General features: G+C 47.7%; 14 protein-coding genes and 1 pseudogene. 9 read left to right on the top strand and 6 right to left on the bottom strand.

Features of this window, described 5'->3' with window-relative positions; all coding sequences use genetic code 11:
- Positions 1 to 8 precede the first annotated feature (8 nt).
- A complete protein-coding gene (locus ACJMM4_RS01605; protein WP_405381138.1) occupies positions 9 to 923 on the top strand; it encodes a D-ribose ABC transporter substrate-binding protein in 915 nt (304 codons plus the stop codon).
- A gap of 142 nt (positions 924 to 1,065) precedes the next feature.
- Here the strand turns inward: ACJMM4_RS01605 and ACJMM4_RS01600 are convergent, their stop codons facing one another.
- Both ACJMM4_RS01600 and nadE read right to left on the bottom strand, forming a co-directional pair.
- Positions 1,066 to 1,908, bottom strand: a complete 843-nt coding sequence (locus tag ACJMM4_RS01600; RefSeq protein ID WP_405381136.1) for a hypothetical protein — start codon at positions 1,906 to 1,908, stop codon at positions 1,066 to 1,068.
- 440 nt (positions 1,909 to 2,348) lie between these two features.
- Positions 2,349 to 4,241, bottom strand: coding sequence for an NAD(+) synthase (gene nadE / locus ACJMM4_RS01595; protein ID WP_405382790.1), 1,893 nt, complete (start codon positions 4,239 to 4,241; stop codon positions 2,349 to 2,351).
- 328 nt (positions 4,242 to 4,569) lie between these two features.
- Between nadE and ACJMM4_RS01590 the strand changes: the two genes are divergently transcribed.
- From ACJMM4_RS01590 to ACJMM4_RS01555, 8 genes are all read left to right on the top strand, one after another.
- Entirely contained in the window at positions 4,570 to 5,628 is a 1,059-nt protein-coding gene (locus ACJMM4_RS01590; protein ID WP_405382788.1) for a YhcG family protein, read from the top strand.
- 65 nt (positions 5,629 to 5,693) lie between these two features.
- Positions 5,694 to 6,176, top strand: coding sequence for a Cys-tRNA(Pro) deacylase (ybaK, locus tag ACJMM4_RS01585; protein ID WP_405381118.1), 483 nt, complete (start codon positions 5,694 to 5,696; stop codon positions 6,174 to 6,176).
- A 161-nt stretch (positions 6,177 to 6,337) separates the two neighbouring features.
- Positions 6,338 to 7,828: a threonine synthase gene (thrC, locus tag ACJMM4_RS01580; RefSeq protein ID WP_405382786.1), complete on the top strand. Its 1,491-nt coding sequence runs from the start codon at positions 6,338 to 6,340 to the stop codon at positions 7,826 to 7,828.
- Between the two features lie 357 nt (positions 7,829 to 8,185).
- Positions 8,186 to 8,941, top strand: coding sequence for a nickel pincer cofactor biosynthesis protein LarB (larB, locus tag ACJMM4_RS01575; protein ID WP_405381114.1), 756 nt, complete (start codon positions 8,186 to 8,188; stop codon positions 8,939 to 8,941).
- A gap of 3 nt (positions 8,942 to 8,944) precedes the next feature.
- The gene (gene larE / locus ACJMM4_RS01570) at positions 8,945 to 9,766 is read left to right on the top strand and encodes an ATP-dependent sacrificial sulfur transferase LarE (protein WP_405382784.1); all 822 of its coding nucleotides are present in this window, start codon (positions 8,945 to 8,947) and stop codon (positions 9,764 to 9,766) included.
- Positions 9,763 to 11,130, top strand: a complete 1,368-nt coding sequence (gene larC, locus ACJMM4_RS01565) for a nickel pincer cofactor biosynthesis protein LarC (RefSeq protein ID WP_405382782.1) — start codon at positions 9,763 to 9,765, stop codon at positions 11,128 to 11,130. The genes larE and larC overlap by 4 nt, the downstream gene beginning before the upstream one ends.
- A 2-nt stretch (positions 11,131 to 11,132) precedes the next feature.
- A complete protein-coding gene (locus ACJMM4_RS01560) occupies positions 11,133 to 12,686 on the top strand; it encodes a hypothetical protein (protein WP_405382780.1) in 1,554 nt (517 codons plus the stop codon).
- A gap of 14 nt (positions 12,687 to 12,700) precedes the next feature.
- Positions 12,701 to 13,114 (top strand): hypothetical protein, encoded by a 414-nt coding sequence (locus ACJMM4_RS01555; protein WP_405381106.1) that lies wholly within the window; start codon positions 12,701 to 12,703, stop codon positions 13,112 to 13,114.
- Between the two features lie 67 nt (positions 13,115 to 13,181).
- On the opposite strand, the gene ACJMM4_RS01550 is transcribed toward ACJMM4_RS01555, so the two are convergent.
- From ACJMM4_RS01550 to ACJMM4_RS01535, 4 genes and pseudogenes are all read right to left on the bottom strand, one after another.
- Positions 13,182 to 13,328, bottom strand: coding sequence for a YvrJ family protein (locus ACJMM4_RS01550; protein ID WP_405379825.1), 147 nt, complete (start codon positions 13,326 to 13,328; stop codon positions 13,182 to 13,184).
- Between the two features lie 164 nt (positions 13,329 to 13,492).
- Entirely contained in the window at positions 13,493 to 13,711 is a 219-nt protein-coding gene (locus ACJMM4_RS01545; protein WP_405379827.1) for a DUF2922 domain-containing protein, read from the bottom strand.
- A 176-nt stretch (positions 13,712 to 13,887) separates the two neighbouring features.
- On the bottom strand, positions 13,888 to 14,115 hold the full coding sequence (locus ACJMM4_RS01540) for a DUF1659 domain-containing protein (protein ID WP_405381104.1): 228 nt from the start codon (positions 14,113 to 14,115) through the stop codon (positions 13,888 to 13,890).
- A gap of 178 nt (positions 14,116 to 14,293) precedes the next feature.
- A pseudogene (locus ACJMM4_RS01535) lies at positions 14,294 to 14,627 on the bottom strand (hypothetical protein); the annotation flags it as partial.

The raw sequence follows: 14,627 nt of genomic DNA, 5'->3' as shown, positions 1-14,627 counted from the left end.
TTTCACAAATGAAAAAAATCTTATTGGTATTAATCGCCATCGTAGCTATGGCTATGGTGATTGTTGGCTGCAGCAGCGGTGACAAGAAGGCTGCTCCGAAAGCTGACGGCAAAAAAATTGTTGTTGGCTTCTCCGTTTCTACCCAAAACAACCCTTTCTTCGTAGACTTGGCTAAAGGCGTTAACGCTAAAGCTAAAGATTTGGGCGTAACCGTTAAAGTTGTTGACGCTCAAAACGACCCTGCAAAACAAGCTAATGACGTAGCTGACCTGCTGCAACAAAACATCAGCGTTCTGCTGGTTAACCCTGTTGACTCCGCTGCTATCTCTACTTCCGTAAAAGCTGCTAACAAGGCTAACATTCCTGTAGTATGCTTGGACCGTAGCGCTGACCAAGGCACCGTTGCTTCCCTGGTTGCTTCCGATAACGTAAAAGGCGGCGAAATGGCTGCTGAATACATTATCAAAAAACTGGGTGAAAAAGTAAAAGTTGCTGAACTGGAAGGTATTCCGGGTGCATCCGCTACTCGTGAACGCGGTCAAGGCTTCCACAAAATCGCTGACGCTAAACTGACCGTTGTTGCAAAACAATCCGCAGACTTTGACCGTTCCAAAGGTTTGACTGTAGCAGAAAACATGCTGCAAGCTAACCCCGGTATCCAAGCTATTTTCGCACAAAACGACGAAATGGCACTGGGCGCTATTGAAGCTGCTAAATCTGCCAACAAGAAAATTTTCATCGTTGGTTTCGACGGCACTGCTGACGGCGTAAAAGCTGTTGAAAACGGCACCATGAGCGCAACCATCGCTCAACAACCTGAAATTATGGGTCAACAAGGTCTGGAAGTAGCTGTAAAAGCTGCTAAAGGCGAAAAGGTTGAAGCAAAGGTTTCTGCTCCTTTGAAACTCATCGAAAAGAAATAATCTAAACAAATAACAGGAAAAACTACACAAATTGACAACTTGTGAGAACAGACTTTAGGTCGGGATGGCAGCATCCCGACCTTTTTGTATGCAAAAAGCCCCCGCCATTAGGCGGGGGCGTAGGGAATAGTTATCTTTTAGATTAGACAGCTATAGCCTTTACTTGTTCGAGGGTGAGTTCGGTCGCTTTAGCGATTTCTTCATCACTGAGAACTTTCATTGCTTTTAGATTTTTAGCGGTGCTTAAAGCCTTTTGCAGCATGCCTTCAGCTCTACCTTTACGTTCAGCTATTTCTATAATTCCAGCCATAGTTTCATCCTCCTTCTTTATATCGTCATAAGTTGTGATGTTAGCAGAACTGCTAGCGTTTACTACTGACATAAAATTGTTTTTATTGCGTTGTGACATTAATTCATTGGCTAGTTTTAAAAGTTGTCGAACATCTTCTTTATCCGCATTTTTAGTTAAGACTCGGAGAGGACTATGATTGAGTTTTTCCAATTCCTTGGTAACAATCATTTGCATAGGAAAAGGTATGTTACCGTCGATGTAGTAGATGCCATGGTACGCCAATTTAACAGAAACACCATTTTTAGGTAGAAGTTTGAACAACAACTTGGGGTGAGTCTCTTGAATTAGAGAAATGGTGATTTGCGATGCGGGGCGTTCATCCACCTCTGTTCCGAGACTTTTGTATAAACAAGCGTAAGCAATAGCTTTATAGAAGTCATCTATGCTGATATAGTCTCCTGGACCTTTATATTCACAGATGTTGTTTTTGCGGAAAAGTTTACCGATATCATTTTTTATCGTTCTGTTGTTCATCTTCTTAATGATGAACAAATCAATATTCAATGGCTTTTTGCTTAGTGGTAGTTCCTGTATAAATTCCAAAATATCCGCGTCATGTCGCAACTCTAATTCTGCTGCGCTACAAAATGGCGGATGCCACTGAATTTTTTCTTCGTTACGTTGCTTTTTCAAATAGCATCAATCCTTTCGTGAAAATTGAGGATGATACTATTTGCTGTATGCAGTTAAATGTAGGCAGTGTAATAGTACCATCCGTTAGAGATGGTAAAGAAATTGTTATTCCTATTACTGTGGCGCTTGGGAAAAAGCTTTAATCATCGCGTGTTTGCTGACGAACCACCCAACTGCTATCATAATGTTTTGACAGCGCCGGCTCCTACATATTTAGCTTTTTCTAAAACAGTGTGTTCAATATAAGTACTAAATACTTATATGTCATACTGCTCCTTATCTATATTATATCACAAATGGTGAATTTACAAAGGAAAGGTAGAAAATTTTATTGTTTAGTATGCCTAATAATGGGGTAAAGTAACGTTCATTTCGCTTTCTTTGCGCACGAAAAAGCCCCCGCCATTAGGCGGGGGCGTAGGGACGATATAGACCAAGTTTTACTTTAGCAGTTCTTCCTTTAGTTGGTAATATTCTCTAGAGAAGTAGGGGGTGAGCTGGGCTTCACGGTGATCGTAGCCAAAGGCACGCTTGGTGAGGGACAGCACCGGCGGTGCTTGGATGCGTTTGGCAACGGCAAAACCTGCGAAGAGCTTCCACCAGCGCTCCAAGTCAGTAATGAGAGCTTGGGCAGTGGGGCATGCTTCCTCTAAAGCAGCTTGGCTGCAACCAAGTTCATCTGCTAAGGTACCTGCTTTGTACCAACGCAAAATGTCGGCAGGGGTGGTCTTGTGCCAATTTTCGATAAAGGCACGGAGCAGGTAGTCATGGTAGGTGTAAATCAAGGGGTCGCCGCCCTTGCCTACGGTCTGGGTATCGGATAGTTCCGCACTGGGGCGGATGGTGAAGATTTCTTCGGGAATAACTTCTCTTTGAAAAACAGTATCGTTGAGATAATGGCCTAAAGCGTAGACCTGATGCTTCCACAAATCGCCGATCATAGCTAAAGCACCGGCAATGTCGCCGTAGAAGGTGGCGTAGCCCACTGCTAGTTCCGCCTTGTTGGAGTTGCAGCTGAAGGCACCGCCGAAGGCGGCAGAGGCAGAGGCGATTAAGCGGGCACCGCGGTCGCGGGCCTGAATATTTTCTTTGACCAAGCCGTTGAGCTCTAGATGAAATGCTGCGCCCGTGCCCAGACAGGTAATGGGCGTAGTTTCCAGCTGTGCTACCGTCATTTGGTAGCTGTCCGTAATGGGCAGCACGGCGTAGTTAGCGCCTAAAGCTTGCGCCAAACGGTAGGCGAGATTGCGGGTGGTATCGGAGTTGTATTGGGAGGGCAGGTTGACCAAAAGCAGGTTTTCCGCTCCTAAAATATCAGCATACATAGCTGCTGTAACAGCGCTGTCGATGCCGCCGGAAAGGCCTACCGTCATCTTTTTGATGCCACATTGCTGCAAAAATTTACTGGTGCCGTATTTCAGCGCCATGTAGACGGAACGGGGTTCTTGAGGCAGCGTAGCAGGGGGACAGGTGGGGATGATGGTGCTGGCATCTGTGTCCCAGGTGAGAGGCAGCAAAGTATCGGCGTACATTTCGGCAGAAGTAACAAGGGTGCCGTCGCCATTATAGGCAGAGGTACAGCCATCATAGGTAAAGATGTTCTTGCCATTGTTTTGGATGCCTACGTTGTTGCAGTAGATTAAGGGAATGCCTGCTTCCTTAGCTTGGGCGCTAAAAAGGCGGTTACGCTTTTTATTCTTGCCCAAAGTGTAGGGGGAGCAGGACAGGTTGCAGAGGATTTGGGCACCGTTCTGCGCCAAAGTCTGGGGAACATTTAAATGGTAGTTTTCCGTCCAGCCATCTTCGCAGAGCATAAGGCCGATACGGACTGTTTCGCCTGCAATGGTCAGCTCCAAAGGCTGGAGTGCTGTTTCTACAGAGGCGTGTTCCTCCGCACACAGCTTATGCAGGCTATAGAAGTGGCGGCAGTCGTCGAATTCGCGGTAGTTGGGCAGGGAGTTTTTAATAATAAAATTGCGTCCTTGGTAGCCTCCCAGCAGTTTGCCGTTTTGGCAGGCGAAAGCAGCGTTGTACTTGCGCACACGTCCGTCTTCGTTGAGCTTGCCGGGTTCTACGGCGACACTGCCGAACATTACGCATAAATCCTGACTGGCGCTAACGATTTGCTGCGCATAATATTCACAGTCATCTAAAAATGTTTGCTGTTCCCATAAATCGCCAATGAGATAGCCTGGCAGGCACATTTCCGGCAGCAGCAGGATGTGGGCGCCTTGTGCGCGGGCTTCGTCCATGGCTTGCAATATTTTGTTGTAGTTTACATCGGGACGGCCGGGAGTAACTTCCATTTGGCCGCAGATGATTTTAACCTTCAAATTCTATCACTTCCAAAGAAAAAATAGCACATTTTATATAAAGTTATTATATCAAAGAACGTGGAATTTCTCTAGCTTATAAGGACGGAATTTTTTGTATAGTAATGTTCAGTACAAAATTTAATACAGAAGGAAGTGCATCTATATAACAGGTCTGTTTATGGAAATCTTTTAGGCAGATTACAATTAGTATATTGAGTCTCTTTGATTAAGTACAGGTGTTTTGCCCTATCCCCAGAAATGTGGTAAAATGAAAAGACGAACATTTAAATATTACTTAAATGTAAATTCAAAAGATATTAATGACTATATAAATGGGTGGATGGCTATGGAACAAGTTAGAAAGGAATTTTTGCAACAAATTTCAGAAATGTTGGTTAATGCACGAAAAAATGTTAAGACTGCAGTTAATCTGACAATGGTTTATGCGTATTTTGAAATTGGTAAGAGAATTGTTGAAGAAGAGCAAAGTGGCAAAAACCGTGCTGAATATGGACAACGGCTTTTAGTAAGCCTTTCTGCGCATCTAACTAAAACATTTGGTAAAGGTTTTTCTGTTGGCAATTTAAAGAATATACGACAATTTTACAAAGTGTATGCAAAAGACCAGATTGGCGAAACAGCATTTAGCCAATTCAATAATCATCCTACTGTTAGTACCGGTAGAAAATTTTATTTAAGTTGGTCCCATTACTTAAAATTAATGAGAATTTCTAATGTTGATGAACGACATTTTTATGAGATTGAATCTGCAAAGAACGATTGGAGCTTAACGGAATTAAAGAGACAGTATAACAGCTCACTTTATGAACGTTTAGCGCTTAGCACAAACAAAGAAAAAATTGCACAGTTAGCGTTGCAGGGACAAGTTGTAGAAGCGCCAATGGATATGGTAAAAGATCCTTACATTCTTGAATTTATCGGATTAAAAGAACTACCGGAATATTCAGAAACGGAATTAGAGACAAGAATAATTGACCATTTACAGCAATTCTTATTAGAGCTGGGAACTGGATTTGCTTTTATTGGCAGACAGGTTCGTTTTACTTTTGACGAGGAACATTTTAGGGTAGATTTAGTCTTTTATAATCGTCTTCTTCGCTGTTTTGTGTTATTTGATCTGAAAATTGGTGAATTAAAACATCAAGACATAGGGCAAATGCAAAAGTATGTAAATTATTATGATCGAAAAGTTAAGCTTCCAGATGAAAATAAGACTGTTGGTATTATTTTGTGTAAAGATAAAAATCAAGCTGTAGTAGAAATGACGTTACCTGAAGATAATAGCCAAATTTTTGCGAGCAAATATGAAACAGTGCTTCCAAGCAAAGAATCATTACAAAATCTTTTGAAAGCCCAAGTTGATGATAATGGTGACAAGGAATGAATTTGGTAAATTAAATGTTAATCCGTTCTGTTTATAATTTCTCTAGTATGGGAGGCAGATTTCCTATGAAGCATAACAAAAAAACCAATGCAGCCCGCATTTTGGACGAGCTGCAGATTACTTATAAACTTGTAGAATATCCTGTGGACGAAGAGCATCTGGACGCTGTCCATGTGGCAGCGGAAGTGGGCATGCCTGCAGCCCAAGTGTTTAAAACCTTATGCGTACGCGGTGACAAGAACGGCGTTATGTTTGCCGTTATCCCCGGGGATGGGGAGTTGGACTTAAAGGCTCTTGCCAAGGTTAGCGGCAACAAGCGGGCGGAGCTGGTGCACCTGAAGGAAGTACTGCCCCTTACCGGTTACATCCGCGGCGGCTGCTCACCTTTGGGCGCTAAAAAGAACTATCCTGTGTACATGGACGAAACCTGCGATTTATGGGATGAGATTGCCATTAGTGCAGGTCAGCGGGGCATGCAGATTATCGCTGCTCCCGCAGATTTACAAAAAGCTACCAAAGCAGTGGTCGCACCCTTGATTTTTGATTAATAATGCTTGTGACGACGGGGCAAATATGATATTATAATTTTGTACCTATTTCCTTTGGCTCAGGCTAGGGAAAAGTCTTGATTTAGAAAGATAAACTATTCTCCTGCTCTTTTGGGAGTGCCGCTGTGGCGGCAGTGGGAGCTCGTAAAGGTGGTTAGATTATGTTATACGTTTCTACTCGCGGTAAAACCGATTTAGTATCTGCTGCCCATGCCATTACCCGTGGCTTGGCAAATGACGGTGGTTTGTTTGTGCCCCAAAATATTCCTCAGCTGCGTATGGCTGATATTAAAGCTATGGGCAATAAGCCTTATACGGAGCGTGCGATTGATGTGCTGCTCCAGTTTTTGACTGACTTTAGCGAGGACGAGCTGCGCGAATGCGTAACTGCTGCCTACAGTGCTGACAAATTTGGCGAAAATCCTGTGCCTTTGGTGCAGGTCAACGATAATACAGGCGTGTTGGAGCTGTGGCATGGTCCTACCTCCGCTTTTAAAGATATGGCGCTGCAGCTGCTGCCCCATCTTTTGACACGTTCCATGAAGAAAACAGGCGAAGTGAACAAAGTAGTCATCCTTGTAGCTACTTCCGGCGACACGGGCAAGGCTGCACTGGAAGGCTTTGCTGATGTGGAAGGCACCCAGATTATAGTCTTCTACCCTTGCGAAGGTGTCAGCGATATCCAAAAGCGCCAGATGATTACCCAACAGGGCAAGAACGTCAAGGTTTTCGGTATCGAAGGCAATTTCGACGATGCTCAACGTGGTGTAAAGGAAATCTTTGGCAATACTGATTTAAGCAGCGAGCTGTGCAAGAAAGGCTTTAGCTTCTCCTCCGCCAACTCTATTAACTGGGGACGCTTGGTGCCGCAGATTGTGTACTACTTCAGCGCCTATGTGGATGCTGTTAAAGCAGGCAAGATTCAAGCGGGGGATTCCATTAACTTTGTAGTTCCCACCGGTAACTTTGGCGATATTCTGGCAGGCTACTACGCTAAGCTGATGGGCCTGCCTGTAGAGCGTTTGCTGTGCGCTTCCAACAGTAATAATGTATTGACCGACTTTATTAACACCGGTACTTATGACAAGCGCCGTGAATTCTTTAAGACGATTTCTCCTTCCATGGATATTTTGGTATCCAGTAATTTGGAGCGTTTGCTGTACAATGTTACGGATTGTGATGCAGTGGAAGTTGCGGACTATATGAAACGTCTGAATACGGAAGGCTTCTACCAGGTTGACAGCGATGTGCTGAAACGTATCCAACGTGAGTTCTTCGGCGCTTGGGTGGACGAGCTGGAAACTAAGGAAGCTATTGGCCGCATTTACAGCGATTATAAGTATTTGATGGATACCCATACAGCGGTAGCATGGCGTGCTTTGGAAAAATATCGTTTCCTGACCAGTGACGATACCTACACTGTGGTACTTTCCACTGCCAGTCCCTACAAGTTTAGCGACAGTGTGCTGGAAGCGTTGGATGACAGCCAAAACGTGTCCAAGGATCCCTTTGCTAATCTGCAGGAGCTCAATGCTAAGACAGGTGTAGAAATTCCGCCGCGGATGTTGGCGCTGGAGGATCTGCCTGTGCTTCACGAGGAGATTATTCCTGCCAACGAAATGGAACTGGCTGTAGTTAAAAATTTGTTATAAGTAGAAGAGTTTAAGGCTGGGACAAGTATAGTCATGTTCTCATATCCCGACTCACGTGCGATTTCTTAACGCTCATTTATAACCCCTCAGACACCCATACCACTGAAGTGGCATGGGTGCCAGCTCCCCTAGCAGGGGAGCCAAGACACTTTAGGTTTATTTCCGCTTGTCTACTAGATATTCTAAGTACACTTATGGGAAATATGCTACAGTGCCTTGTTCCCCCTGTTGAGGGGGATGTCATCGATGCGTAGCGAGATGACAGGGGGTTACAAGAGCTAAAATCGCAATGATTCGTCTAGGGATATGAGAACGATGACTTGGTAGTCCCAGCCTCTAATTATAAGGGAGTTTGAAGTGGACGTTAAGAGTGTTTTGGAGCAGGTGCAAAGGGGCGCCATGAGTGTGGCGGATGCCCAGCGTTATTTTGACCGCAAAGCTTTTGAAGATATGGGCTACGCCAAAATCGATACCTATCGGGAAATACGCAGTGGCTTCCCCGAAGTGGTGTACTGCGCAGGTAAGCCGGACGCGTACCTGCAGGCTATCTACCAAAAGATAGCGGCAGAGCAGGGGGAAGTTTTTGGCACCCGTGCGACAGAGGCGCAGTACGAACTGGTGCGGCAGGTGCTGCCTGCGGTTGTTTACGACCCGGTGGCGCGGACGCTGAAGGTGGAGCGTGCTGCTAAAAAGCGCATCGGCTGCATTGCGGTGTGTACTGCAGGTACGGCGGACATCCCTGTGGCGGAGGAAGCTGCGCAGACGGCGGAGTTTTTCGGCAGCCATGTGGAGCGTATCTACGACGTGGGCGTAAGCGGTCTGCACCGTTTGTTGGCGCGGACGGAGCTTTTGCAGCAGGCTAACTGCGTAGTGGCGGTGGCAGGCATGGAGGGCGCTTTGGCCAGCGTTATTGGCGGACTGGTGCGTAACCCTGTAATTGCTGTGCCCACCAGCGTGGGCTACGGCGCTAGCTTCCACGGTGTCAGCGCTCTTTTGACCATGATCAACTCCTGTGCTAACTGCGTTTCCGTAGTGAATATTGATAACGGTTACGGCGCAGGCTATATTGCCACCCAGATCAATCGTCTGGCAGTGGGCGGAAGGCAGGAATAGGCTATGGTGATGCTGTATAATTCCCAAGCGGAAGCAAAATATGAGGCGTTGTTAGACAATCTGCGTGCTTTGGGGCGTGTGATGGTTGCCTTTAGCGGCGGCGTAGATTCCACTCTTTTGGCGTATGCTGCCAAGGAAGCGCTGGGTGAGGATGCTATGGCTGTTACTGCCATCAGTGCCTTGGTACCGGAACGTGATGTGGAGGAAGCAGCAGCCTTCTGCAAGACGCAGGGCTTACGCCAGCTGTACTATATTTTCGATCCATTGCAGATTAAAGGCTTTGCAGCAAATCGCAAGGACCGCTGCTACACCTGTAAAAAGACGCTCTTTAGCCATTTCCTCGATATGGCGCGGGCGCAGGCTGCTGTGCTGTGCGAAGGCTCCAATCTGGATGATCTGGGTGACTACCGCCCTGGTCTCAAGGCACTGCAGGAATTGGCAGTGCACAGTCCCTTGAAGGATGCAGGCTTGACCAAGGAAGAAATCCGCTACCTTTCTAAAAGCAGGGGCTTAGCCACCTGGAGCAAGCCTTCCTTTGCCTGTTTGGCATCGCGCTTTGCCTACGGGGAGCAGATTACCGCAGCTAAACTGGAGGCTGTGGCGCAGGCGGAGCAGTTTTTGTTCGAGGCAGGCTTTACCCAGTTCAGAGTGCGGGTCCATGGTAATTTGGCGCGGATAGAAGTGCTGCCGGAAGAAATGGCGCGCCTTGTGGCGGAGCCCTTGCGGACAGATGTTGCAAAGGTTTTACAAAATAGCGGGTTTACTTATGTTACTATAGATTTACAAGGCTACAGAACAGGTAGCATGAACGAGGTATTGAAATGAAGTCTCTTTATTTAGAATGTAATGCGGGCATTAGTGGTGATATGCTGGTAGCAGCTTTGCTGGATGTGGGCGCTGACCGTAAGGCGCTGGAGCAAGCTTTAAGCACCATTCCTGCCCACGGCTTTACTTATAAAATCAGCCGCGTAAGCAAAGCAGGCGTGGATTGCTGCGATTTTGATGTGGTGCTGGATGCGGAGCACGAAAACCATGACCACGATATGGCGTTCCTCCATGGGGAAGGCGAGCATCATCATGGCCATGACGAGCTTCGTCACGATACGTTTCCTGTACAGGAGCATGAGCACACTCACGCCCATCATCACGAGCATACCCATGCAGAACATGAGCACCACCATGAACATCATCATGATGAGCACGTGCCCCACGAGCATCACCACCACCATGAGCACCGTGGCCTGCCGGAGATTATCAATATTATTCAGCAGGTGCAGATGACGGAGCGTGCCCGTGCTACAGCGCTGCGTATTTTCGACATTGTAGCGGAGGCAGAGTCCAAAGCCCACGCTGTGCCCAAGGAGCAGGTCCACTTCCACGAAGTAGGCGCCATTGACTCCATTGTGGATATTGTGGCTATTGCTGTTTGCTTAGACAGTTTAGGGGTGGAGGAGGTCATCGTCCCTGTGTTGTGCGAAGGCCAGGGCACCATCCGCTGCCAACATGGCATCTTACCCGTACCTGTGCCGGCAACGGCTAACATTATGCGTGACTATAAGCTGAAGGTACGCATTCTGCCGGTGGAAGGGGAGTTCGTTACACCTACGGGTGCAGCGGCAGTGGCGGCCATTAAAACCAGCGACGTGCTGCCTGCGGACTTTACCATTGCGGCAGTGGGCTTGGGCGCAGGCAAGCGTACTTATGAACGCCCCAGCATTTTGCGCGCGTTGCTTATTGAGCATGAGGCTCCGTGCAGCGCTACTAAAGTGTGCAAGCTGGAAGCTAATATTGACGACTGCAGCGGTGAAGTTTTGGGCTACGCTATGGAGCGGCTTTTGGCGGCAGGGGCGCTGGATGTACAAATCCTGCCTGCCTATATGAAGAAGCAGCGCCCAGCATGGCAGTTGCAGGTACTGTGCCAAGTGGAGGCACGGGAAGCTATGGAAAAAATTATCTTCGCGGAAACCACTACCATTGGCATCCGCCATTGCCTTATGGAGCGTACGGTGCTGCCCAGACGTGCAGGCGTAGTGGAGACGGTCTACGGCCCTGTGGCGGTAAAGACTGTGGTCACTCCTGTAGGGGAGCGCACCTACGTGGAGTATGACAGCGCTGCTGCCGTAGCTGCAGCGAAAAATGTGCCTTTGCAGGCTGTGTATGCGGCAGCGGAAGGAATAGTGAAGGAATAGATATGGATAACGTTTTTGATTATGTAGCTGATTTTTATGAGCAGGACCCGGAATGGAACAGCGTGCTACGCCAGAATTATGTGGATAACTATCTGCGCACCAAATCCTGGCAGGGTGCTGATAATGATCGGCTGATGCAAATATGGGAGCACATTACTATGCTCTGCATCTTCTTGGGCAATTCTGAGAACTTTTTGGGGGATATGCGCAGGGAGGACTTTATTGACTGCGTAGGCTGGTGCGGACGTAACGTGTCGGATTTTCCCTTGGATGCTGATCATGTAGCAGATTTTTTGGATACTATGGCTGATTTGTACAGCCATCTGCAAAAGAAGAAGGTTATTACTAAAAATAATGCGCCTGCAGAGGCTAAAGCCAAGCTAATCGTGGACGGCAAGCTGCAGCTTTTGGATAGTACAGGGCATTTTCAGTCCCAAGTGGACCGCTACAATTTGTACTCCACCCCTGATCTGCCTGCCAAAGTTTTTTTGAACATTGGCGAAAGGCTCAACGATTTGATGCAATCCTTGCAGACCTATTTTAGCCACAGCCGTTTCCGCAGGGATGTGGAGCGCGCCAACTTCCTTTACGGCGGCGTGCTGCTCAGCGGTGCGGCAGAGGAAAAACCGGGGACACCGGAATATCTCCAGTGCTTTTGGGATTATTTCCTGTTCGACTACCACATGATTGAAAATGACAAGATTCCCCTGCAGCATTTCTACGATGAATTCTGCGCAGGGGGCTTTACCCGCGACGGCAAGGTGAGCCGCGATGTGCTCTTGGAGCTGCTAAAGGCGGAGTTGGTGCTGTTTTCCGTGGAAGGACGCACGGAGGACGGCTTGTACAGCTGCATCAACGTGTTTACAGGGCAGGACTATATGCTGATGCTGCCCATAGGCGATGATGTGGACACCAAGAATATGTACTTTATGGGGCATATTTTCTATAATAACAGCATGGTGATGAACTGCCTGCGGGGCACGGTGCTGCTGCCTGCTGCCTACAAGCGTTTTATGAAGGTGATGAAGGACTGCAAAGCCTACGTGGCCCTGCGTAACGGTGGCAAGCTGTCTTGGAAGGAGTTTATTGCCCGCTATCCCATCTTCCTGCGCCATGTTTCTTTACTTTACGCAGCCTTTGTGCGGGTGGATAATTTTGATTACGAAACTAATCTGCCGCCGGAGCAGCTGCTGCCACAACCGATACGCCAGGATGAGATTACCCATTGCATTGCGGAGATGATGAGGCCTTTTGCTTTTTCTGCCCATGATATTTTCTTGGCGCAGACCATGTGGGCGGATTTCGTCCATTGGAGCGGCAAAAATGTGGAAAATATCCTGCGTCGGGAAATTTGGGCTGCAGGGATTATCGATGCGTTTATTTGGGCCAATGGCGTGTATAATTACGATTCTGCCCAAATCTCCACCATGTGCTGGGGCGTTCCTCCCCAAGCTTTCCACAGAACCAGCGGGGAGATCAAGAAGGCTTTGAGCATGATCAAGCACGATCCTCGTTATATTAATGAGGAAGGTTTGCTGATTTTGTTGTTGTCATAACAAAGGAGATAGCTATGAAATGTGATTTTTGCGGACGCGAAGTGGAGCAAGGGACTACGGAGTGTCCTTATTGCCACTACCGTTTTAAGATTGATGCCCAAGTGCTGACGCCTGACGAACGGGATACTTTTGACGGTGTGACTATTGAAGAAGATGGCAGTACTGTGGATACTAAGGACGTAGCTGCTGGAGAGGGCTATGGCAGTGGCGCCGGCTATGGTGAGCGCGGCAGCTATGGTGACGACCAAGGCTACGGCAACGTGCCTCCGGGAATCAAGGTGCATACCTTTGGTTGCGGCAGTGGTATTTTAATGACGCTGCTTATCTTGTGCGTGATTGTGAGCTTGATTTTCTTCCTGATGCCTGCGTTCATCGTCTTCGCTGCCATTGGCGCGGCAGTGGTGTTCCTGCTGAGGCTGTTTATGTAGGGCTTACGCTAACATATAAAATTAAAGGCTTACGTAGATTGTTACGTCTACGTAAGCCTTTCGTTTTTTATGCTGCAGCAAGCACTCTGGTCAATGCTTCAATGTTGGCGCTGAGCTTGTCAATCTTGTTTTCCATGCGGATGAGCAAGTAGGCGCTCACTAGCATGGGGAAGCCGTAATCGGCAGCTGCTGCCAAAAATTGGTCAAGTTCCATATGAACCTCCTTGGATAGCGAACCCCTCTCAGTCAACTTCACTGCTACGCAGTTCGTTGACAGCTCTCCCCAGGGAGAGCCAAGATACTAAAGCGAACGCCGAAAAACTTGGCTCGCCCTCTGGGAGAGCTGGCGCGGAGCGCCTGAGAGGGGAATTTACAAGATTACAGCAACACGGTTACATCACTGGTGCGGATGCGTGCTTCGTAAGCTTCTTTGATTTCACCGGCGGCTTCGGTGCCTTTGAACACTGCTTTTTCCACGATAGTGTCCATTGCAGCTTTTGCATCGTCATAGGTTACATCTTCGCGGGGGTTGCTCACGGAAATGGTCTTCTTAGAGCCTTCCTCAGTTTTAAATACTAATTCCAAAGTCTTATCCATAGTTAAAATCTCCCTTCAATGTTATATAAAGCTTGGCTCCCTTTCAAGGGAGCTGGCAGCAAGCTACGAAGTAGCGCAGCTGACTGAGGGTTTTGTTTAGCGTTAGAAAACCCCCAGCTTCGTCACTACGTTCCTCAGCAGCCCCCTTAAAAGGGGGCCGAGAAATAAAGACGTGCTTACGCTTGTTCTACCAAATCAACTTTTTCGCTCAACGCGATGCCTTGGACGGTGTTAGCCATGAGATTACCCAACGCAGTACCAACTGCAAAACAGTCTTCAGCAGTAGCTTCCGCCTTGATGCCGCTGTAGGTGCGGGCTTTAGTTTTGATGCTGCCATTGGTATTTACACCATCCTCCACGTTGATTACTAAAGATTTTTTGTTCATTTGCTCTTGAATTGCCATAAGTAAAATCTCCTTTCAAAATTTTTTGATTGCCCCTCTCAGTCAACTTCACTGCTACGCAGTTCGTTGACAGCTCTCCCCAGGGAGAGCCAAGATACTAAAGTGAACGCCGAAATACTTGGCTCGCCCTCTGGGAGAGCTGGCGCGGAGCGCCTGAGAGGGGAATTGCCATTCATTCTTACGCGAACAGCGCTTCCGCAAGTTCTGCCTTTTGTTGGGGAACCTGCAAGGTGTTCTGCAAAAAGAACTGGCGGTAGTAGCGGGCACGGCTGCGGAGCATTTCTCCACCGGGGCGCAAGGTTTTCGTTTCCGGCATACCGCTGAGCCAGGAAAGGTCCCAGCGACAGTCGGGGTCATTGCTGTTGGGACCGTAGCCATCGGCTACAGCCACTTCGTAGTGAGTGCGCACATGCTCGAAGTCGATGGGCAGTTCCAAAGCGATGCACAGGATAGCGATGACTACAGCCATTTGGTTTATCTGCAGTTCCGTTGGCGGGTCTGCAGCGTAGATG

The sequence above is a fragment of the Phascolarctobacterium sp. genome (assembly GCF_045124115.1).
GTDB lineage: Bacteria > Bacillota > Negativicutes > Acidaminococcales > Acidaminococcaceae > Phascolarctobacterium_A.
Note: the sequence above shows the minus strand (reverse complement) of the source record. Positions and strands in the feature narration are given on the sequence as shown.

Excerpts from the sequence above, each read along its gene's own strand:
- ACJMM4_RS01605 (WP_405381138.1), top strand. The coding sequence starts at position 9 with ATGAAAAAAATCTTATTGGTATTAATCGCCATCGTAGCTATGGCTATG.
- ACJMM4_RS01590 (WP_405382788.1), top strand. The coding sequence starts at position 4,570 with ATGGAACAAGTTAGAAAGGAATTTTTGCAACAAATTTCAGAAATGTTG.
- ybaK (WP_405381118.1), top strand. The coding sequence starts at position 5,694 with ATGAAGCATAACAAAAAAACCAATGCAGCCCGCATTTTGGACGAGCTG.
- thrC (WP_405382786.1), top strand. The coding sequence starts at position 6,338 with ATGTTATACGTTTCTACTCGCGGTAAAACCGATTTAGTATCTGCTGCC.
- larE (WP_405382784.1), top strand. The coding sequence starts at position 8,945 with ATGGTGATGCTGTATAATTCCCAAGCGGAAGCAAAATATGAGGCGTTG.
- larC (WP_405382782.1), top strand. The coding sequence starts at position 9,763 with ATGAAGTCTCTTTATTTAGAATGTAATGCGGGCATTAGTGGTGATATG.
- ACJMM4_RS01560 (WP_405382780.1), top strand. The coding sequence starts at position 11,133 with ATGGATAACGTTTTTGATTATGTAGCTGATTTTTATGAGCAGGACCCG.
- ACJMM4_RS01555 (WP_405381106.1), top strand. The coding sequence starts at position 12,701 with ATGAAATGTGATTTTTGCGGACGCGAAGTGGAGCAAGGGACTACGGAG.
- ACJMM4_RS01550 (WP_405379825.1), bottom strand. The coding sequence starts at position 13,328 with ATGGAACTTGACCAATTTTTGGCAGCAGCTGCCGATTACGGCTTCCCC.
- ACJMM4_RS01545 (WP_405379827.1), bottom strand. The coding sequence starts at position 13,711 with ATGGATAAGACTTTGGAATTAGTATTTAAAACTGAGGAAGGCTCTAAG.
- ACJMM4_RS01540 (WP_405381104.1), bottom strand. The coding sequence starts at position 14,115 with ATGGCAATTCAAGAGCAAATGAACAAAAAATCTTTAGTAATCAACGTG.